Source organism: Granulicella cerasi, from assembly GCF_025685575.1.
Lineage (GTDB): Bacteria > Acidobacteriota > Terriglobia > Terriglobales > Acidobacteriaceae > Granulicella > Granulicella cerasi.
The window spans coordinates 117,172-137,718 of the sequence record NZ_JAGSYD010000006.1 but is presented as its reverse complement, the minus strand read 5'-3'; the positions used below and the strand labels follow the sequence as shown (position 1 = coordinate 137,718).

The window sequence follows — 20,547 nt, the reverse complement described above, 5'->3', positions numbered from 1 at the left end:
GTAAGTTGATTGAGTTAGATCGTTCGTGCCGGACGCTGTTTCGAAGCCGACTTCGCGACGCTCTCCACACTGTCGCTATAGACGCGGATCGCGCGTCCACCGACGATCGCCTTGTCGTGCGTTTCGCTCTCTGCGAACGGATCTGCGATGTTCTCGGTGTCGAGCACCTGCCGCCACGGCGACTTGCTCGGAGGATCAGGCAGCGTATACTCCACGCCCTGGTCCGATGCGTTGAAGATGATCAGGAAGCTGTCATCGACGATCTTCTGTCCATCTTCATCCATCTGGTTGAGCGTCTTGCCGTTGAACATCACGGCCACGGACTTGGACCACGGCTCGTTCCACACCTCTTCCGAAAGCTCGTTACCGTCGGTGCCGAACCAGGTCACATCGCGCACCACGGACCCACGAATCTGCGAGTCCTGGAAGAATTTGCGGCGATGCAGGTTCGGATGGTCCTTGCGCAGTTGAATCAGCTGCGCCGTGAAGTCGTGAAGACGCTTGCGCGGCTCGTCGAGGTTCCAGTCGTACCAGGTGAGTTCATTGTCCTGGCAGTAGCAGTTGTTGTTGCCCATCTGCGAACGCGCAAACTCATCACCACCGGCGATCATCGGAACGCCCTGACTCAGCAGCAGCGTCGTCAGGAAGTTGCGCGTCTGACGCTCACGCAAATTGTTCACATTCTCGTCGTCGGTCGGGCCTTCCGCGCCCATATTCCAACTGTCGTTGTTGTCCGCGCCGTCGGTGTTGTTATCGCCGTTGGCTTCGTTGTGCTTCTCGTTATAGCTGACGAGATCGCACAGCGTGAAACCATCGTGCGCCGTGATGAAGTTGATCGATGCCGAAGGCTTGCGGCCGTCGCCTTGATACAGATCGCTCGAGCCACAGATGCGGTAAGCGAAGTCTGACAACACACCGTTGTCGCCCTTCCAGAAGCGACGGACGGTGTCGCGATACTTACCGTTCCACTCCGCCCAAAGCACGGGGAAGTTGCCCACCTGGTAGCCGCCCTCACCAACATCCCAAGGCTCAGCGATCAGCTTCACGTCGGCCAGCGTCGGGTCCTGATGAATCGTATCGAAGAACGCGCCGAGCTTGTTCACGTCGTGCAGCTCGCGAGCGAGCGTTGATGCGAGATCAAAGCGGAAGCCGTCGACGTGCATCTCGGTCACCCAATAGCGCAGCGAATCCATCAAAAGCTTCAGCACCTGCGGGTGGTACACGTTCAGCGTGTTACCCGTTCCCGTGTAGTCCATGTAATGCTGCGGGCTGTCCTGCACGGTGCGGTAGTACACCGAATTATCGACACCCTTGAAGGAGAGCATCGGCCCCTTTTCGTTGCCTTCGCAGGTGTGGTTGTACACCACATCGAGAATGACTTCGATGCCCGCGGCGTGCAACGCCTTCACCATCTCTTTGAACTCAACGACCTGCTGGCCGTCGTCGCCGGAGGAACTGTAACGCGCCATCGGAGCGAAGTAGCCCAGCGTGTTGTAGCCCCAGTAGTCATGCAGACCGCGATCGGCAAGATGGCCTTCATCGATGAAGTGATGCACAGGCAGCAACTCCACCGCCGTGACGCCAAGCTTTCTCAGGTACGCGATGCTCGACTCATGCGCAAGGCCTGCATAAGTACCGCGGAGCTTTTCGGGGATATCAGGATTGCGCTTGGAGAATCCACGCACATGCATCTCGTAGATGATCGATTCCGCGATCGGCGTCTCGGGCGGGCAATCATTGCCCCAGTCGAAATGGCCATCGACCACGACAGACTTCGGCGTATACGCGGCCGAATCCTGCTCGTCCTTCTTCATGTCGTCGCCGCTCATCACGTCGTACGGATAGATCGGGCCCTTATGGTCGGGCTCGCCGGCGATCGCCTCGGCGTAGGGGTCGACCAACAGCTTCGCCGGATTGAACCGATGGCCGTTCGCCGGATCCCACGGTCCATCCACGCGGTAACCATAACGCTGGCCCGGCTTAATGTCCTTCACCAAGCCATGCCACACGAAGGCGGTCGTCTCTTTGAGATCGACGCAATCGGTCTGCTTACCGTCGTCGTCGAAAAAGCAGACGGTGACGCGGGTGGCGTTCTCGGAGTAGATGGCAAAGTTGGTGCCCTGCGAAGTCACGGTCGCGCCCAACGGATGGGGCTTACCTGGAAGAAGCTTGCGTTCCATAGTGGCGGTATCTTTCTCGTCTGAAGTGCTTTCAAAGAGGTAGATGCACGCTGGGCTGCGGAAAGCTGTATCGAACGCGTACGCTATTCGACCGTGAGTTGAACCGTCGCGCTGTGCGTCACGATCGCACCCGCCAGATTCGTCCCGGTTCCTGTCACCGTAATCGCGTACTGCTTCGTCTTGAGCGAGCTGTCCGGCACCGTTCGCGCTCCGCACCCTGCAAGACCGATCAGCAACGACGCGAAGGCCACTCGGCGGTAGCGGCGGCGGAGCGAAAGCGCTCCCAGCGGAAGGAAAATGGCGTACCAGAGCCCTGAGCTAAGTAAGCTTTGAGCAAGGAGCTTGTCCGTGGGGAAAGACATCACCGTGGTGGCTCCGCCAGCTCCCGGCACGACCTGCGGAGGAGCGAAGGTCACGGTCACACCGCTCGGCAGCCCACTTGCGCTCAGCGCGACCGCTCCGCTGAAGACTCCGCTGATCGAGGTCAACCCTAAGGTGTAATTCGCGACGGAACCAACGGGGAGCGTCTGGTTCGCGCTCCCGCTCGTCGCGATCGAGAAATCCGGTTGCAAGTTGACGATCGCAGTTTGTGCGGTAGACGCGCTTGCCGAGAAGTTCGCATCGCCGCCGTAACTCGCGACGAGCGAATGCGAACCTGCTGCGGCGTTCAGCCAGACCGCGACAGCACTCCCGCCGCTGAGTTGCGCTTGCGCAACGACGCTTCCCGCGTCGAGAAAGCTCACCGCACCTGTCGGTGTTCCCTGCGCGGCCGCTACCTGTGCGCGCAGCGTCATCGGCATCCCGGCGTAGCTGCTTGCAATGCTCGACAGTGTCGTGGTGGTCGCGGCGGGCTGGCCGACGATCGTAAGCGTGACAACGCTGCTGGTCGCGGCGGGGTTGAACCCGTCGCCGAGATACTGCGCAGTCAGCGAGTGCGCCCCCGGCGTCAGTGAAGTTAGAGAAAAGGACGCGGCTCCGCTTGAATTCAGATTTGCTGTGGCGATCAGCGAGGCTCCGTCGAGCAACTGCACGACTCCCCGCGGCGTGGCCGCTTGTCCAGTGATAGCCACACTCGCAGTAGCGGCAGTCGCCGTGAGCGCTACCTGCGAATTCCTTCCTGCGCTCATCGCAGCTGCATGATAGACGTCGCCGTCCCCTAGCAAGGCGCGAATCACACGGTTCGACGAGTCCGCGAAGGCAAGCGCTCCATACGGCGAGGCCGCGACGCCGCGCATGTTGTTCGCTGCGGCTGCATTCGCAACGGCTCCGTCCGTTGCCGCGCCTTGTGTTCCGCTCGCCGCCACGGTGGTGATGATGCCCTGCGCAGAGATCTGTCGCAAACGCTGATTGTTGGCGTCCGCAAAAACGATGCTGCCATCGCTCAGCGCGAGCACACCTCGCGGCAATGACAACTCTGCCGCTGCGGCTGCGCCACCATCGCCTGAATAACCGCGCACACCCGTGCCCGCGAGGGTTGTGATCGTGCCATCCGTCGCGACGATCCGTAGACGATGATTGCGAGAGTCCGCGATCACCACGCGGCCGTCGCTTAACGCCGCCACACCTTCCGGGCCATCCAGCAATGCCGATACCGCCGGGCCGCCATCGCCGCCGAAGCCTTGTGCACCGACGCCGGCAAAGGTAGTGATAATGCCGCCCGGCGCGATCTTTCGCACGCGCTGATTGCCTGCATCGGAGACCAATAGGCTTCCATCAGACAGCACGGTTAGCCCCACGGGCGTGCGCAACTGCGCGCTCGCGGCTGCGCCACCATCGCCGCTGAAACCGCGAACTCCCGTACCCGCAATCGTCTGGATGGTGCCATTCGTGCTGATGGAGCGAACGCGCGCGTTGCCGGTGTCCGCGACGTAGACGATGCCCGCGCGGTCTACCGCAATCGCCTGCGGAGCATTCAGCAGCGCAGCCGTTGCCACGCCGCCATCGCCTGCAAAGCCCTGCTCCCCCGTACCCGCCAGCACCAGCAGCGCGCCGCCGACCGTTTGCTCAAGCACCTGGTTGCGCGCCATGTCGGCGATGTAGAGGTTGCCCGCCGCATCATAGGCGATGCCCGCAGGCTTCAGTGCCAGCGGAGCGATCTGCGCACGCACGCGCACACACGTCGCCAGGCACACAACGAGCATCAACACGCATCGGCGAAGCCATGCGGCAGCGAGCAGCAAACGGAATCCTCCTCAGCAAGTTTTGCGGATTCTGTTCAACAGCATATCGCTAAAGTTGTGCGCTTACTCTCCGCGACGCAGCCGATCGACCTCAGCGAGCCGTTGCGCCAGCAGCTTCTCGCGGCCTTCGTTCGTGGGCTCGTAGTAGCGACGGCCGATCAGCGACTCCGGCAGGCACTCCATCGCCGCAACCTTGCCCTCAAGATCGTGCGCGTACTGGTAGCCCTTCCCGTAATCCAGCTCCTTCATCAGCCGCGTTGGAGCGTTGCGAATATGCAGTGGCACAGGCTCTGCGGGGCGGCTGTCGATGTCCGCCAACACCTCGCCCCAGCCCTTGTAAACCGCGTTCGACTTCGGCGCCAGCGCAAGGTAGACCACCGCCTGTGCAATCGCGAGTTCCCCTTCGGGCGAGCCGAGGAAGTGCATCGCATCGCGCGCGCTCAGGCAGAGGTTCAGCGCCTCCGGCGCAGCGAGGCCGATGTCTTCTACGGCCATACGCACTACGCGACGCGCCACGTACGTCGGGTCCTCGCCACCACGCAGCATGCGGCCCAGCCAATACATCGCCGCATCGGGATCGGAGTTGCGTACGCTCTTGTGCAACGCCGAGATAAGGTCGTAGTGTTGCTCGCCCTTCTTGTCGTAGAGCAGCACCCGCTGCTGCAATGCCTCTCCTACAAGCTCGCGCGTCAACACACTCTCGCCGCGACCGGTCGCCAGCTTTGCCGCCACTTCCAGCGCGTTCAGTGAGTTCCGCGCATCGCCTGAGCTATAGCTTGCGATCATCTCCAGCGCATTATCGTTTGCCGTCAGCGCCAGCGCGCCAAGGCCACGCTCCGTATTCTCAAGCGCTCGCCGCAACAGCGCAAGCACCTCATCCTGCTCGAGCGCACGCAACGTATACACGCGGCAACGGCTGATGAGCGCAGCATTGATCTCAAAGGAAGGATTCTCTGTCGTTGCACCGATCAGGCGAATCGTGCCCTTCTCGACATACGGCAGAAACGCGTCCTGCTGTGCCTTGTTGAAGCGGTGAATCTCGTCCACGAACAAGATCGTGCGAGAGCCGAACTGCGCAGCTTTCTCCGCATCGACCATCACGGCTTTGATCTCCTTGATGCCGCTCAACACCGCAGAGAACTCGATGAAGCTCGCCGAAGTCTCGCGCGCGATGATCTTCGCCAGGGTCGTCTTGCCTACACCCGGTGGCCCCCAGAAGATCAGCGAGGCCGAGTCGTCATTCTCTATCTGCAGGCGTAGCGGCTTGCCCGGCCCCAGCAGATGCGTCTGCCCGAAGAACTCGTCGAGTGAACGTGGTCGCATACGCTCGGCCAGCGGCGCGGTGCGAACCGGCTCATCGCTTGCAGGTAGTCCTGTCGAAAAAAGCCCCATTACAGCGCTCCCCGCTGGCGCATCGCCTCATAGAGAAGCACCGATCCAGCCACCCCGGCGTTCAGGCTCTCCACCGCGCATGGAATCCATACACGTCCCGTCGCCATCGACAGCGCTTCGCTCGAAAGCCCTGCTCCTTCGTTGCCGATCATGATCGCCACCGGCTTTATCCACTTCGTCTCGAGTACCGACTGCGCGCGCTCGCTCTGTGCCACTGCCGCGAATGCCTGCACGCCTTCACGCTCTACGCGCTTGCGAATCTCGGGCAGGATCATCCGCTCCATGGGAATGCGGAAGACGCTGCCTGCCGACGATCGAATCACCTTGGGGCTCCACGGATTGACGGTCGCCAGGGTAGCCAGCACGCGACCTCCACCAAAAGCGTCGACAGAGCGCAGCAACGTACCCAGGTTCCCGGGGTCCTGCAGGTCTTCGACGATCAACGCCACATCGCCGTCGTTCGATGGCAACGGAATCTGCATCGTCGCCGCGATGCCCTGCGGAGAGTGCGTCTCTACGGCACCTGCGAAGACCTCGCGAGAGAGCAGCACCCACTCCGTCGGCTGCAACTCTGCGAGCGCAGGACGCTCCAGCAGATGTTCGCTGCCTTCGCGGACGAAGACTGTTTCCAGCGCGATGCCGGAGCGGTGTGCCTCCGACAGCAGGTGTTCGCCCTCCAGCCCGACGAACTCGCCGGGCTTCGAAGCCTTGCCTTCAAATGCTGCACGCAGGGCTTTCACCCGGCTGTTGGTGCGACTCGTAATGTGCGCTGCCCATTGCATACGCTTCCAAGTTTACGCGCCACCACCAACAGGTAAATGCGATACCCTTCTAGGCAAAGAGGGACAGCACACTTGACCGCCGAAGTTCTCCGCATGGACCGTGAAGAGCCCGAGTCACACCTCGTGGCGCATGTTGTCGAAACGCTGCAAAGAGGCGGCGTTGCTGCCGTCCCCACCGACACGTTTTACGGCCTCGCCGTAGACCCTGTGAACCTTCGCGCGGTGGACCGCATTTACGAACTCAAAACGCGTGCTCGCCACAAGCCGCTCTCTCTGTTGCTCTCAGAAACCTCGCAAAGCTACGAGCTTGCGCGCAACCTCGATGGGGCGTTCGATCGCCTCGCGGAACGCTTCTGGCCCGGTCCGTTGACGCTCGTTGTTCGTGCGGGATCGAAGCTGCCCCTGCGCGTTACCGCGAACACCGGCAACGTCGCGATCCGCGTCCCGGAAGCCCCGATCTGCCGCGCGATCGTCTCCAGGCTCGGCGTGCCGATCACTGCGACGTCGGCGAACCTTGCAGGTCTGCCGGAATGCACCTCGGCGAATTGCGTGCTCGAGCAGTTCGGCGATCTGATTCCGATGATTGTTGATGGCGGCCAGACCGTACGGACGCTGCCCACGACGATCGTCGATCTCTCCGGCGGCGGCAACTCCTGGATGATCCTGCGTGAGGGTGCTATCCCCACGCATGAAATCGCTCTGGCGCTGCAGTAAACAGGCTATTGAACAACACACGCCGCCCGTATCGCGGTGAAGGGCAAGCATTTTCGCAGCGACGCCGCCTGCTGCCGCATCCAACTTTTAGCTGAAGATGAGCACACGACGATCCAACTCAGGCCGCAAGCAAGGCAACGCCGCGAAGCGATTCTTCGTGAGCGTGCTTGTGCTCGTGTTGCTCGGAATCGTCGGCTGGTTCCTCTGGCTCTACGGGCAGATCAACGACACCGCACAGATCGACAACGCGCAACAGGCCGACGCGATCGCTGTCTTCGGGGCGGCGGAGTATGGCGGCCGGCCCTCACCCGTGCTGCACGCGCGCCTCGATAAAGCCGTACTGCTCTACAACAAGAACATCGCGCCTTACGTCATCACCCTCGGCGGCGGCCAGGACAAAGACTCCGGCAAGACCGAGGGCGGCGTCGGTCGCGATTATCTGCTCGCGAACGGCATCCCCTACGACCACATCATCCCGGAGACGCGCTCCATCGACACCGAGCAGCAGGTGCAGTTGCTCGCCGACATCGCGCACAAGAACCACTTCAACAGCATCGTCGTCGTCTCCGACGGCACGCATCTCTTTCGCATCGCGCTGCTATGCCGTCGCGCAGGTCTGAAGGTCTACACCTCGCCGCGAGCCACCGTGGGCCGCATCGACACCATCGACTCCGCGCAGCGCATGTGGCACGAGATGCTCAGCTATACCTTCCTGCGCACCAACCTGCATGTGAGCTGGATGCACCGCTGGCTCGAAGGCAAGCTCAACTAGCTACACTTCGACCATGCCACCCATCAAGGGATCGGTGAAGCTGCTTTTGCCCGTATCGACGTGCCCCGCATAGTGAACGGCCATCTCCGAGTCCACCGACTTCACGGTGAAGTCGTACCAGCCATGCGACTTGGACGACGTGATCGTCAAGGTAGCCGACTGACCGACATCGATCTGCTTACTCTGCGTGCCCTGGCCATAGGAATGATCCACGACCGTAACCGTCACAGGCTTCGTCGAGGTGTTCTTCACCTTCGCATGAACGTTCCCCGTCAGGCCGGTGGCATTTTCATACGCACAAGCGACCGACATCGGTGACACCTCCGCGACGTTCCCGCGGAAGCTGCGATAAAAACCATTCGGGCCGTGCACGTCGATCTCATATCGACCGTCCTTGAACGCCTTCAGCGGATAGTTCTCCCGCAGCGTATCGCCAGCGCGCACAGCGTAGGACGCAACGAACATATTCTGGTTCTTGTCACCATGCGCCGCCACACCGCTGTTCATGCTCGTATTGCGCAGATAAACGTTGAACGGCACACCTGCGCTTCTCGCTCCATGCTGCGTGTTTCCTGCTCGCATCGCCACCGAGAACACCTTATGCTCCGCGTTGATTGAGCCTTCGCAATACATCTCATACGGCAGCGCGCATGCGTTGCGGATTCCCTTCTCCTGCGCGGCCGCTCCGGGCATCTTGTGTCGATCGGCGTTGTACGCAGCCATCTGCTCTGCAGTGAGCTTCTGGAAGTTCGACGGAATCTCCTTATAACGCGCCTTCTCGATGCCTTCAACAAACTTGTCGCGATCGAGGAATGGGAGCTGCGCCACTGAGTGGTCCGCCGGACGGAAGACCGAGGTCAGATCACCGCAGATCGCGCGGCGATACTCACTGACATTCGTCTCCTTCACCGTCTTGCCCGTCTTCGCTTCGACAAATGCCTCAAGGAACTGGATCACCGACGTCGTATCGCAAACCTCAGAGTTCACCCAACCACCGCGGCTCCAAGGCGAAGCCACGATCATCGGCACGCGGAAGCCAAGCCCGATCGGCCCACTGCGGGCGTCCTTCGGCTTCACCCCCTGCGCGATCTCGTCCGTGTGATACGTGTACTCCAGCGCTGTATCGATGCCTTCCGATGCGCGCCCCGTTCCGCGATTGCCCGGTTCGGCAGCGGTAAAGGAAGGAGCATGGTCGAAGTATCCGTCATTCTCGTCATAGAGCAGGATGAAGATCGTCTTCTTCCACACCTCGGGGTTCTTCGTGAGGATGTCCACCGCCTCCGACAAGAACCACGCGCCATACCAGGGGTGAGAAGGATGATCGCTGAACTTGCCCGGCGGCACGAGCCACGAGACCATCGGCAGAGTGCCTTCATTCACGTCCTTGCGGAACTGATAGAGTACGTCTCCCTTCGGTACATCCATCTTGATCTTGCGATCGCCGTCCTCGAAGTGAAGCGTCTCCAGCGAGTGATAGTGCTCATCGCCTGCGTTCGTTGTGAACGCGCGCATGTGAAGTTCCTGCTCGGTCGCCGAGAGATTCGACAGCGATCCTCCATGCTCCAAGAGAGCTTGCAGGGCCTGGAGATGCGCCTGCTTCTGCTCGATCTCGGCCTTTAGATCGTCCTTCATCGTGGGGTCGACATTCTTCTGCTGCAGCGCGGCGATCTCCTGCTGAGTGTCAGCGATATTCTTCTGCAGCTTCTTCGTGCTCGCGTTCGACAGGTTCACGTTGTACGCGGCGAAGTGCTCGAGCACGTTGCCGACGTTACCGAGCCAGTCATGGCCGCCCTCTTCAAAGGTGGCCACGTTGATCTCATTCTGATAGCAGTTCCAGTTCACCCCTGCCTCGGTGAGGCGCTCAGGAAATGTCTTCCACTTCAGGTGTCCGCTGCTGAACTCGGGGTTACGCATGTACACCGCCGAGGTCGCCTTCTGCTCATCGCGCACCGTACCGGTCCACAGCAGCGAACGGTTCGGCGTCGTGCTTGTCATGGCCCCGCAGTAGTGCTGATCGCAAACGGTGAACGCATCGGCCAGGGCGTAGTAGAAAGGAATGTCCTCACGCGTGTAGTGCCCCATCGTGATCGGCACGTCACGGTAGTCAGCGTTGCTCGAACGCTTTGCATCGATCCACGCATTGTGATGACCGTGGTTCCACGCATCCACCTGGCTGTTGCGCGAGTGCGGGATCGATCCCATCCACGTGATCTTCGTGTCCTTGATATCGAGCCGCCAGGGCATGTACGTCTCGCCCGTCAGGCTTGTCTGCAGAAACACGGACTGCCCATTTGCCTGGCGCGTTGCGCGCGGATCGTTGAATCCACGCACGCCCTGCAGCGTCCCCAGCGCGTGATCGAACGAGCGATTCTCCTGCATGAGGATGACGACGTGCTCGGCGGCTTTCCATGTGGTGCCCGGATCAGGCGCAATCGCGAAAGCCTTCTGCACCGCCAGCGGCACACCTGCTGCGAAGCCCGTTGCACCTGCCAGCATGCTGGCCTTCTTCAGAAAATCACGCCTTGTCTGCACCGCAATCACCTTCGCCCATCAGCGAGAATCGAATTTCACCTAAGCGTAACGCGGCAAAGTTACGAGACCGTGAAGCACTCCATCGTGCGCAAACAACAAGGCCCGCCAAAACGCGGCGGGCCTTGTTGTTTACGGGTGTCAGACTACGCGTCCGAGGTTACGGAGGTCGATGCGGGCTCCTCCGTCGGCATGCACTGCTCATCCGCCAGATGCAGCCACTTGTCCAACAGGTTGATGCCCCACTCGATCTCTTCCTTCGTCACGATAAGCGGCGGAGCGATCACGAAGTGCGATACCCACGCCTGAATCGTCATACCTTCGGCGAGGCACTTACCCGCGATCTGATCGACCAGCAACGCCTTGCCCGAGATCTTGTCCGCGTAGGTGTTGAACGGTTCCTTCGTCTTCTGGTTCTTCACCAGATCGACCGCCCAGAACAATCCATGACCACGAATCTCACCGATCGACGGATGCTTCGCCTTCAGCGCGACGAGCTTCTCGTGCACAAACGGCTCCAACTCCTTCGCACGCTCAACCAGCTTCAGACGCTTCATCTCGTTGATCGTCGCCACCGCCGGCAGCAGCGTCATCGGATGCGCTTCATACGTGTGGCCGTGCGCGAAGTAGTTGTCCTGGAAGAAGTCGCCAATCTTCTCACTCGTCGCGCAAAGGCCGAGCGGCACATACGCGCTCGTAATGCCCTTCGCGGTCGTGAGAATGTCCGGCGTTACACCCCACAGGTCCATGGCAAACCACTCACCCGTGCGGCCCCAGCCCGCCATCACTTCGTCAGCGATCAGCAACACGCCGTTCTCGTCGCAGATCTTGCGCAGCTTCTGCATGTAGCCCTTCGGCGGAACGATCACGCCGTTTGTACCGACGATTGGCTCCACCAATACCGCAGCGACATCGCTCTCGTTGCGGATCATATGCTCGATGTAGTCAGCACACGCAAGACCGCAATCCGGGTACGAGTGCTTCAGCGGGCACTTGTAGCAATGCGCTTCCGGCGCAAAGATCACGCCCTGCGCCTTGCCACGTGGTTCCATCGGCCAACGGCGCGGATCGCCCGTTGCTGCAATCGAGCTGGAGGTTGAGCCGTGGTACGAACGGTAGCGCGAGATGATCTTCGTCTTGCCCGTGTACATGCGAGCGATCTTGAACGCCGCTTCATTGGCGTCCGTTCCGCTCGTGGTGAAGAAGAACTTGTTGATGCCCTTCGGCAGCACTTCGAGCAGCAGCTTCGACAGCTCAGCACGCGCGTTCGTTGCATAGCCCGGCATCGCATAGGCCAGATCCTCAGCTTGCTTTTTGATCGAGTCGATGACGACCTGGTTCTTGTGGCCGAGGTTCGAGCACATCAGCTGCGACGAGAAGTCGAGGTAGCGCTTGCCATTCGCGTCGATCAGGTAGCAGCCTTCGGCGTCGACGATATGCATCGGCGACCAGCCCTTTTGGTAGCGCCAGGTGCCGTAGTTGGTGTCCTTGGTGATCTGCACGACTTCTTCAGAAGTCATCGGGTTGCCAAACGGCAAAGAAGTTGAACTCATAGCAGTTGCCTTTCGTTACGAAACAACAGCCGATCGCCGCACGCGGTGACCGAGCATCATCACAAAGTAAAGCGCGCCCGAGAGGAAGAACCCGACGAACCACGCATAGTCATAGAGAAACGAAACTAAAGGCATCACGCGCCCGACGAGCGCAGCCGCGACACCCACCACGAGCGAAATCATCGCCGCAGGATTGATGCCCTTGCTGTATTCGTACATGCCGCCGCGGCGATAGAGCGAATACGTATCGAGCTGCGTGCCACGCACAAGGAAGTAGTCCGCAACCATGATGCCTGCCACCGGGCCAAGCAGTCCCGAGTAGCCCACCAGCCAGCCAAAGACATACGAACCGAAGCTTGCCATCAGCTTCCACGGCATCATCGCAAGGCCGAGGAAGCCAGTGATCAAGCCACCGGTGCGGAAGCTGATCACGCTCGGCGCAAGATTCGAGATATCGTTCGACGGTCCTACTACATTCGCACCGATGTTCACGTTGAGCGTCGCGATCAAGAGCGCGACGAGACCGAGGAACGCAAGGAACGGCTGATGGAATTCGCCAAGAAGTTCAACCGGGCTCCAGATTGGTCGACCAAACACTATGGTCGATGCGGACGTGCACGCGATGCCGATGAACGAGTACAGCACCATCGCCACCGGTAGACCGAACGCCTGCCCCACGAGCTGCGATTCCTGGTTCTTCGCATAGCGCGTGAAGTCGGGGATGTTCAGCGAAAGCGTTGCCCAATAACCCACCATCGCCGTCAAGGACGGGAAGAAGAAGTGCCAGAACGCGCTGTGCGTGGCGAAGTGGCTCGGCGCAGAGAGCATCGGCCCGAAGCCGCCGGCCTTATGCAGCATGAAGAACAACAGCAGCCCGCTCATGATGAGCATGAACGGCGCTGAGAAGCTCTGCAGGAAGCGGATCGATTCCACGCCACGCCAGATCACGAACATGTTCAGCGCCCAGAAGCCGAGGAAGCAAACCCACGTCACCACAGGCGAGCCCGTCGTCGATGGCGCAAGCACCGCCACCATCTGCGCGATGGCTTGGCCTCCGATCCACGACTGAATGCCGAACCAACCGCAGGCTACAATCGCGCGCAGAATCGCAGGAATATTCGCGCCCATCGGCCCAAAGCTCGCACGCACAAACACGGGGAAAGGTATGCCGTACTTCGCGCCCGCGTGTGCGTTCAGCAACATCGGAATCAGCACGATCACATTGCCCAGCAGGATCGTCAGTACCGCCTGCTTCCAGTTCATGCCGCCCGCGATCAGCGAGCTGGCCAGCATGTACGTGGTGACCTCCATCGACATGGAGAACCACAGCGCAAGGTAGTTGTACGTCGTCCACGTTCGACGAATCGGCTCTGTCGGCGCGAGATCGTCGTTGTACAGACGTGGGTCCGGTGCGGACTCGAAACCTTCACGGCGATGCGGCGTTGCGGGGTCGGATACGATCAAGCAGCAAATCCTCCGGCATTACATTCGCGCTTCACAAAGCGCCCACGGCCCGTCGCGCCGAGGAACTTGCCCGGCTGCGTTTGATTGTCCACCACCATCTCGCCGCGCGAGAAGACCTTGGCCGCGTTGCCCTTGATCTTCCAGCCTTCAAACATGCTGTAGTCCGTGGCCATGCACTGCGTCGCGGCCTGAATCGTGTACTCCGCGTTCGGGTCCCACAGCACGATGTCCGCATCCAGCCCTTCGGCGATGCTTCCCTTCTTCGCGCCCATGCCGAAGATCTTCGCAGGGTTTGTGCAGCTCAGCTCCACAAACTGCTCCTGCGTGATGCGCCCGCTGTTCACGCCGAAGTGCCAGAGGATCTGCATGCGGTTCTCAACACCCGGGCCGCCGTTCGGAATCTTGCGGAAGTCATCTTTGCCAAGCGCCTTTTGCTCCATCGTGAACGGGCAATGATCGGTCGACACCACCTTGATCGAGCCATCTTGCAACGCATTCCAAAGCGGCTCCTGATGCCACTTCTCACGCAGCGGCGGCGTGAAGACAAACTTCGCTTCATCCCAACTCTTGCCCGGCATCTGATCGTCGATCGACAGCACGAGATACTGCGTGCAGGTCTCCGCCAACGCCTTCGCGCCGCGCGCCTGCATGTGCTTCAACGCGTCGAGCGCAAACTCATTCGACAGATGCACGATGTACACCGCGGCGCCCGTCATATCAGCAAGCGCTATAGCTCGATGCGTCGCTTCCGCCTCGGCCTTCGGGTCGCGGCTGAGCGCGTGGAAGTGCGGAGCCGTCTTACCCTCCGCCGCCATGCGCGCGACCACCACATCAATCGCGCTGCCATTCTCCGCATGAATCAGGCACAACGCATCAAGCGCCGCAGCCTTCTCCATCACGCGAAACATCAACTCATCGTTGATCATCAGCACGTTCGGATACGCCATGAAGAGCTTGAAGCTGGAGATGCCAAACTTCGTCATCTCCTCCATCTCCTTCAACGTCTCCGCGCCGCCCTCGCCGTGCAGGTTCGTCACGGCCATGTGCAGCGAAAAGTCCACGCACGCCTTGCCATCAGACTTCTTCAACCAAGTTTGCAATGCTTCGTTCAACGTGCCGCTCTGGTTCTGCAACGCGAAGTCGATCACGGTCGTCGTGCCACCAACGGCCGCCGCCTGCGTGCCGGTGGTGTAATCGTCCGCCGAAGTCGTACCACCGAACGGCATGTCAAGATGCGTATGCACGTCGATGCCGCCTGGCATCACCAGCAAGCCAGTCGCATCCACAACCGTATGCCCCGCCTCGCTCAAGCCCGCGCCGACCGCAGCGATACTCTCGCCTTCCATCAGCACATCCAGCCGCGCGGATTGCTCCGCGCTCACAACGGTTCCGTTCTTGATCAGTGTTCCCATACGTCTTTCTACACCTTCACAAACACCGCGAGGACCAGGCAAATGCCAAGCCCTCGCGGATGATTACAAATTCGGGTTGAAGTCATTCGGCCCATGCACGCCATCCGGCACGTATCCCGCCGCCACACGTTCGGCCCACGTGATCGGCTCAGGAGCCTTATCCTGCCGCTCCATCGTGATGCAATCCGGCACCGGGCACACCAGCGAGCATAGGTTGCAACCCACGCAGTGGTGCTCGTCCACGCGCGGAATGCGCGAGAGCGGCGTGCGATACGGTCCATCGAGACCAGGGCCATCCAGATCGAGCTTTGGAATCGGCGTCGTTGAAACCTTGCGAAGGCTCTCCGCAAACACCTGGTCCGGAGTCTCGTACGTACGCGGTCCATCGCCCACGCGGTCGAGATGAATGCACTGATGCGCGCCATCCCAGCACGCCGTGTAGCAGAGCTGGCAGCCGATGCACTTGTCCTCGTGGATGTGCGCGACCACGTGATAGTTCATGTTGAGGTTCTTCCAATCATCGACACGCGGCAGGCTCGCGCCGCGGAAGTCGTCGATCGTCTCGTACCCCTTCTTGCTCATCCAGTTCAGCAGGCCGTCGGCCATGTCTTCCACGATCCGATAGCCGTAGTGCATCGCCGCCGTGCAGACCTGCACGTTGCCGGCGCCGAGCAGAATGAACTCCGCCGCATCCTGCCAGGTGCCGATGCCGCCGATGCCTGAAAGCGGGAGCGCCGCATTCGGATCGCTCATCACCTGCTGCACCATGTTCAGCGCGATCGGCTTCACCGCCGGTCCGCAGTACCCGCCATGCGAGCTCTTGCCATCCACCTTCGGGCGCGGCTCCAGCGTATCTAGGTCGATGCCCGTAATCGAGTTGATCGTGTTGATCGCGCTCAACGCATCCGCACCCGCAGCCTTCGCCGCACGAGCAGGCACGCGAATGTCCGAGATGTTCGGCGTCAGCTTCACGATCACCGGCGTACGCGCGACTTCCTTCACCCACTCGGTGATCTGCGCGCAGTACTCCGGCACCTGCCCTACAGCAGAGCCCATGCCACGCTCGCTCATACCGTGCGGGCAGCCAAAGTTCAATTCAAGTCCATCGCAGCCCGTGTCTTCAGCGCGCTTCACCATCTCGTGCCACGCTTCGCGCTTGGACTCCACCATCAGCGACGCGATCACCTGATGCTTCGGATAGCGGCGCTTCACCTCCGCCATCTCGCGCAGGTTCAGCTCCGTCGGGCGGTCGCTGATGAGCTCAATGTTGTTGAAGCCCACCATCTTCTGTCCGTTCAGGTCCATCGACGAGTAGCGCGAGCTGACGTTCGTCACCGGTGCGCCGATCGTCTTCCACACCGCGCCGCCCCAGCCCGCGTCGAACGCACGCATGATCTGCTCGCCGCAATTCGTCGGCGGCGCGCTGGCGAGCCAGAAAGGATTGAGGCACTTGATGCCAGCGAAAGTTGTTTCAAGAGTCGGCATTAGTACAGCACCTCCGCGGTGATGGCCCACGGCGTTGCCGCGAATGTTGAATGATTGATGCGAGCTTCGCCCGACTGCAGATACGCTGCGATGCCCACGCCCGCACGCTTGCCATCGGCCACGGCATCGACGACTTCGCGACCGCCGTTCGTGCAATCGCCGCCCGCAAAATACTTCGGGTTCGTCGTCTGCCCTGTCGCGCGATCGATCACGATACGACCGCGTTCGAGCTTCACCTTGGCGGCATCGCCACCGAGGAAGTCTGAGTGTGTCGCCTGTCCGATCGCAAGAACGATCTCATCTACCGGCAGCACGAAGGTCTCGCCGGTCGGCACAAGCGAGCCATCAGAGCTCGGCGCGTACTGCGCGAGTTCGAGTCCTTCCACCTTGCCGTCACCGATCACCTTCGTCGGCTGCACATGCCAGAGGAATTTCACGCCCTCCTGCTTGGCGTGCTCGTACTCAAACGCGAACGCGGACATCTGCGCAGGGCCACGGCGATAGACCATGTGGACCTCCCTGGCACCGAGTCGCACCGCAGCGTTCGCAGCATCGATCGCCGTGTTGCCCGCACCAACGACAGCCACGCGCTCCGGCGCCGAGGTCAAGGCTCCGCTCTTGTAATCAGCAATGTAGTTGAGCGCATCGGTGACTCCAGCAAGCGCTTCGCCAGTCACGCCCAGCTTGTGAATCGCACCGAGCCCAATGCCAAGGAACACCGCATCGTACTCAGCTTCCAGCTTCGCGAGCAGTTCCGCATCCACGACGGTGTTGAACTGGAACTCCACACCCAGCTGCGCGAGCAGATCGACCTCTTGCAGCGATGCCCGCAACGTCAACTTGTATTCAGCGATGCCATAGGTGTTCAAACCACCGGGCAACGAACGCGCGTCGTAGATCACCGCTCGAATGCCACGGCGACGAAGCTCAGCCGCGCAGGACAACGATGCAGGACCACCGCCGATGAGCGCAACCGCCTTGCCCGTATCCGCCCCCGGCGTAAACGGCAGCGGCGCTCCGCTTTCGTGGAGCGCTTCCATCGCAAAGCGCTGGAGGCGACCGATCTCAATCGGCTCTTTGTTGTAGCGGTGCATCACGCAAGCGCCTTCGCAGAGCACGTCCACCGGGCAGGCGCGCGAGCAGCTTGCGCCAAGAATGTTTGCGTCGAGGATCGTCTTCGCAGATCCTTCAAGATTGCCCGTGGCAATCTTCTTGATGAACTTCGGCACATCAATGTGCGTAGGACAAGCCTGCATGCACGGAGCGTCGAAGCAGTACAAACATCGATGAGCTTCGACCACTGCGGCCGTGGCATCGAACGGCGGATGAAGATCAGGAAAACGCGCGGCAATCTCTGCCGAAACCGGCGCCTGCGCTGCGAAGCTTTTCGACTCACTCATCGTGAAACAGTTCTCCCGGCTCTCTTGCAACCTGCGGTGGAACGGAAAACAAAAGAGCGAAGCCCTTGGCGCCAAATATGACAACGCCGACCTGAGGGCTCTTCGTGCTAAGTGAAAAACTGATTATCCATCAAACCGTGAAAAACGCAAAGCGCGACGGTTACGGTCGTGATTCCTACCCCAGAAGCCAGGCCATCGTCTTCTCGCTGAGACGGTACATCGCATCCACGGAAAGCTCGATATGCTCGCGCTCCGAGTTCTCCAGCTTGTTGTGCGAGAGTCCGTTGAGCGACTGCACGAACATCATCACCGTGGGTATACCCACGCGCGCGACCTCTGCAGCATCATGCAGCGGCCCCGACGGGAGATGCACGCTTGTACCCACCGTCTCCTTCACGGCGTCATCGCAGAGCTGAATCAACTCCGGGTGAAACGGAATGGGCTCAATCGACCAGATCTTCGACCATTCCACGGTGCAGCGTTCTTCGGCAGCAAAGCGCTCGCTGGCGACCTTCGCCTCGCGAAGCATCTCGGCCAGCACATCCTCATCCAGGTCGCGCATATCGAGCGTCGCTTCGCAACGTCCCACAACAGCCGTCACAATGCCTGGGAACGTCTTCACGCTGCCCATCGTCGCTACCGACTGCGGATGCTTCGCCGCAATCGGACGAATCTCCAGCGCGAGCTTCGCGCAAGCGGCCAGCGCATCCCGACGCACGGCCATCGGCGTCGAGCCCGAGTGCGCTTCCTGGCCGATGAACGTAATCTGCCAACGCTCCACGCCCTTAGTCCCCTGCACTACGCCCAGCGGCTTGCCGAGATCCTCGAGGATCGGCCCCTGCTCAATGTGCAATTCGAGATACGCGCCAAGCCCCTTCTGCTCCGCAGTCGCCTCGTGAATTTTGTCGATATCCAGGCCACAGCAGCTCAGGGCCGTCTCCAGCGAAATACCATCGCGGTCCGTGCGCACGCGGTCCATATCAATCGTGTGGTTGCCCGCAAACGCTGCAGAGCCGAAGAGCGAACGACCGAAGCGCGCGCCCTCTTCATCGGCCCAATCCACAAGCTTTACCGTGCAGGGCGGCTTGCCGTTGAATCGCTTAGCGAGCGCCGTCATTACTTCGAGTCCGCAGATCACACCAAGACAGCCGTCAAGCCAGCCACCGTTCGGTACCGAGTCCAAGTGACTGCCCAACACCAACGCGGTCTCTTCTTCGCCCGGTAGCGTTACCCAGTGATTGCCCGCGGCGTCGTAGTAGTCCTTCAGCGCAGGAGCGTGCTGCTCCTTCAGCTCGTTGAGCTTCTCTTCAAACCACTTGCGCGACTTCAACCACACTGCGGTCCACGCCACACGTTGCGCGCCGTTGTCGTCGCCTGTAAGAGCACGCAGCTCGTCGAGATGCTTCAGTACGGACTTCGGATCCACCATGGTTAGGCTCAGCTCCTTATGCGCGGCGACTCAACTTGTGAAGATTGTTTGCCTATCTTACTCCGAAGTTCTCAGGACGCGGCAAACGAACAACGCGCTCCGAAGAGCGCGCTGCTGTTACAACTCATCATCGTCTGCGACGGCGGCAGGCACGCCACCCTCGCGCCGCAACTTCAGATATCCGCGAATGAACGGCTCCAAATCGCCATCGAGCACCTTGTCCACGTCGCCCACTTCCACGCGCGTCCGAAGGTCCTTGGCCATGCGATATGGCTGCAGCACATACGAACGGATCTGCGAGCCGAAGTTGATCTCGAGCTTCGAGTCTTCTACCTTCTTTGTCGCCGCGCGCTTCTTCTCCATCTCGTACTCATAGAGTCGCGAGCGCAGCATCTTCATGGCCTTCTCTTTGTTCTTGTGCTGCGAACGCTCGTTCTGGCAACCAGCCACGATGCCCGTCGGCAAGTGTGTAATACGCACTGCGGAGTCGGTCGTGTTGACGTGCTGACCGCCCTTGCCGCCGGAGCGGTAGGTGTCGATGCGCAGATCATTCGGCGCAATGTCGATCACGATGGAGTCATCGATTTCGGGCGACACATAAACGCTCGCGAAGCTCGTGTGGCGGCGCTTCGCTGAGTCGAACGGCGAGATGCGTACCAGGCGATGGACACCGGTCTCTCCGCTCAGAAGGCCGAAGGCAAACTCGCCGGTGATCGTGAACGTGGCAGACTTGATGCCCGCTTCGTCGCCGTCCTGGATTTCGTTGATCTCCGTCTTGAAGCCCTGACGCTCAGCCCAGCGCAGATACATGCGCATCAGCATCTCGGCCCAGTCCTGAGACTCCGTTCCACCGGCGCCCGGATGCACAGTCACAATCGCGTTCAGCGGGTCGCTCTCTTCCGAAAGCATCGTGCGCGACTCCATCTGCTCGGCAAACTCGGCCAACGCGGTGATCTCGCGCTGCGCATCCGCTTCCACGGAGTCTTCGCCTTCGCGCATCAGGTCGAAGTAGGCTTCGATATCATCGCTGCGACGCGCCAGCTCGGCATCGTCATTCAACTGCGACTCGAGTCGCTTGCGCTCACGCATCAACGGCTGCGAACGCGCCGCGTCAGCCCACACGCCAGGGTCAGAGATCTGCGTTTCCACCTTCTGCAGTTCGGTTTTCAGGCGGGACGAGTCAAAGATACTCCCGCAGATCACGCACCTTCTCGCGGACCGGGGAGTAAGCAAATTCAAGATCAGTCAACATACG

The 20,547-nt window shown here is 60.7% G+C and carries 14 protein-coding genes; 2 read left to right on the top strand and 12 right to left on the bottom strand.

All coding sequences use genetic code 11. The annotated features are described in order from the left end of the window. Nucleotides 1-14: 14 nt before the first annotated feature. From glgX to OHL11_RS16840, 4 genes are all read right to left on the bottom strand, one after another. On the bottom strand, nucleotides 15-2,180 hold the full coding sequence (gene glgX, locus OHL11_RS16855) for a glycogen debranching protein GlgX (protein ID WP_263372712.1): 2,166 nt from the start codon (nucleotides 2,178-2,180) through the stop codon (nucleotides 15-17). Nucleotides 2,181-2,263: 83 nt separating this feature from the next. Next, entirely contained in the window at nucleotides 2,264-4,360 is a 2,097-nt protein-coding gene (locus OHL11_RS16850; protein WP_263372711.1) for an NHL domain-containing protein, read from the bottom strand. 63 nt (nucleotides 4,361-4,423) lie between these two features. Beyond that, the gene (locus OHL11_RS16845) at nucleotides 4,424-5,752 is read right to left on the bottom strand and encodes a replication-associated recombination protein A (protein ID WP_263372710.1); all 1,329 of its coding nucleotides are present in this window, start codon (nucleotides 5,750-5,752) and stop codon (nucleotides 4,424-4,426) included. Further along, nucleotides 5,752-6,534: a TrmH family RNA methyltransferase gene (locus tag OHL11_RS16840; RefSeq protein WP_263372709.1), complete on the bottom strand. Its 783-nt coding sequence runs from the start codon at nucleotides 6,532-6,534 to the stop codon at nucleotides 5,752-5,754. Before OHL11_RS16840 ends, OHL11_RS16845 begins: the two co-directional genes overlap by 1 nt. Nucleotides 6,535-6,606: 72 nt before the next feature. On the opposite strand from OHL11_RS16840, the gene OHL11_RS16835 reads away from it, so the two are divergent. Further along, nucleotides 6,607-7,248, top strand: a complete 642-nt coding sequence (locus OHL11_RS16835; RefSeq protein WP_263372708.1) for an L-threonylcarbamoyladenylate synthase — start codon at nucleotides 6,607-6,609, stop codon at nucleotides 7,246-7,248. A gap of 97 nt (nucleotides 7,249-7,345) precedes the next feature. Then, on the top strand, nucleotides 7,346-8,020 hold the full coding sequence (locus tag OHL11_RS16830) for a YdcF family protein (RefSeq protein ID WP_263372707.1): 675 nt from the start codon (nucleotides 7,346-7,348) through the stop codon (nucleotides 8,018-8,020). Here the strand turns inward: OHL11_RS16830 and OHL11_RS16825 are convergent, their stop codons facing one another. From OHL11_RS16825 to prfB, 8 genes are all read right to left on the bottom strand, one after another. Next, nucleotides 8,021-10,552, bottom strand: coding sequence for a phosphocholine-specific phospholipase C (locus OHL11_RS16825; protein ID WP_263372706.1), 2,532 nt, complete (start codon nucleotides 10,550-10,552; stop codon nucleotides 8,021-8,023). 143 nt (nucleotides 10,553-10,695) lie between these two features. Then, nucleotides 10,696-12,102 (bottom strand): aminotransferase family protein, encoded by a 1,407-nt coding sequence (locus OHL11_RS16820; protein ID WP_263372705.1) that lies wholly within the window; start codon nucleotides 12,100-12,102, stop codon nucleotides 10,696-10,698. Nucleotides 12,103-12,117: 15 nt separating this feature from the next. Then, a complete protein-coding gene (locus tag OHL11_RS16815) occupies nucleotides 12,118-13,566 on the bottom strand; it encodes an NCS1 family nucleobase:cation symporter-1 (protein ID WP_263372704.1) in 1,449 nt (482 codons plus the stop codon). After that, on the bottom strand, nucleotides 13,563-14,978 hold the full coding sequence (hydA, locus tag OHL11_RS16810) for a dihydropyrimidinase (protein ID WP_263372703.1): 1,416 nt from the start codon (nucleotides 14,976-14,978) through the stop codon (nucleotides 13,563-13,565). The genes OHL11_RS16815 and hydA overlap by 4 nt, the downstream gene beginning before the upstream one ends. A gap of 63 nt (nucleotides 14,979-15,041) precedes the next feature. Then, a complete protein-coding gene (gene preA, locus OHL11_RS16805) occupies nucleotides 15,042-16,463 on the bottom strand; it encodes an NAD-dependent dihydropyrimidine dehydrogenase subunit PreA (protein WP_263372702.1) in 1,422 nt (473 codons plus the stop codon). Beyond that, complete coding sequence (locus OHL11_RS16800; RefSeq protein ID WP_263372701.1) at nucleotides 16,463-17,863, bottom strand: NAD(P)-dependent oxidoreductase; 1,401 nt, start codon at nucleotides 17,861-17,863, stop codon at nucleotides 16,463-16,465. Before OHL11_RS16800 ends, preA begins: the two co-directional genes overlap by 1 nt. A 175-nt stretch (nucleotides 17,864-18,038) precedes the next feature. Beyond that, nucleotides 18,039-19,292: a Zn-dependent hydrolase gene (locus OHL11_RS16795; RefSeq protein WP_263372700.1), complete on the bottom strand. Its 1,254-nt coding sequence runs from the start codon at nucleotides 19,290-19,292 to the stop codon at nucleotides 18,039-18,041. A 117-nt stretch (nucleotides 19,293-19,409) separates the two neighbouring features. Next, nucleotides 19,410-20,544, bottom strand: a protein-coding gene (gene prfB, locus OHL11_RS16790; protein ID WP_263372699.1) for a peptide chain release factor 2 whose coding sequence is annotated in 2 segments (ribosomal slippage) — nucleotides 19,410-20,474 and nucleotides 20,476-20,544 — 1,134 coding nt in all. Because the reading frame shifts where the segments join, the coding sequence is not laid out codon by codon here. Nucleotides 20,545-20,547 lie beyond the last annotated feature (3 nt).

What these genes read in the sequence shown, in the direction of transcription:
- OHL11_RS16840 (WP_263372709.1), bottom strand. Translation starts at nt 6,534, where the DNA reads ATGCAATGGGCAGCGCACATTACGAGTCGCACCAACAGCCGGGTGAAA.
- OHL11_RS16800 (WP_263372701.1), bottom strand. Translation starts at nt 17,863, where the DNA reads ATGAGTGAGTCGAAAAGCTTCGCAGCGCAGGCGCCGGTTTCGGCAGAG.
- OHL11_RS16845 (WP_263372710.1), bottom strand. Translation starts at nt 5,752, where the DNA reads ATGGGGCTTTTTTCGACAGGACTACCTGCAAGCGATGAGCCGGTTCGC.
- glgX (WP_263372712.1), bottom strand. Translation starts at nt 2,180, where the DNA reads ATGGAACGCAAGCTTCTTCCAGGTAAGCCCCATCCGTTGGGCGCGACC.
- OHL11_RS16830 (WP_263372707.1), top strand. Translation starts at nt 7,346, where the DNA reads ATGAGCACACGACGATCCAACTCAGGCCGCAAGCAAGGCAACGCCGCG.
- hydA (WP_263372703.1), bottom strand. Translation starts at nt 14,978, where the DNA reads ATGGGAACACTGATCAAGAACGGAACCGTTGTGAGCGCGGAGCAATCC.
- OHL11_RS16795 (WP_263372700.1), bottom strand. Translation starts at nt 19,292, where the DNA reads ATGGTGGATCCGAAGTCCGTACTGAAGCATCTCGACGAGCTGCGTGCT.
- preA (WP_263372702.1), bottom strand. Translation starts at nt 16,463, where the DNA reads ATGCCGACTCTTGAAACAACTTTCGCTGGCATCAAGTGCCTCAATCCT.
- OHL11_RS16820 (WP_263372705.1), bottom strand. Translation starts at nt 12,102, where the DNA reads ATGAGTTCAACTTCTTTGCCGTTTGGCAACCCGATGACTTCTGAAGAA.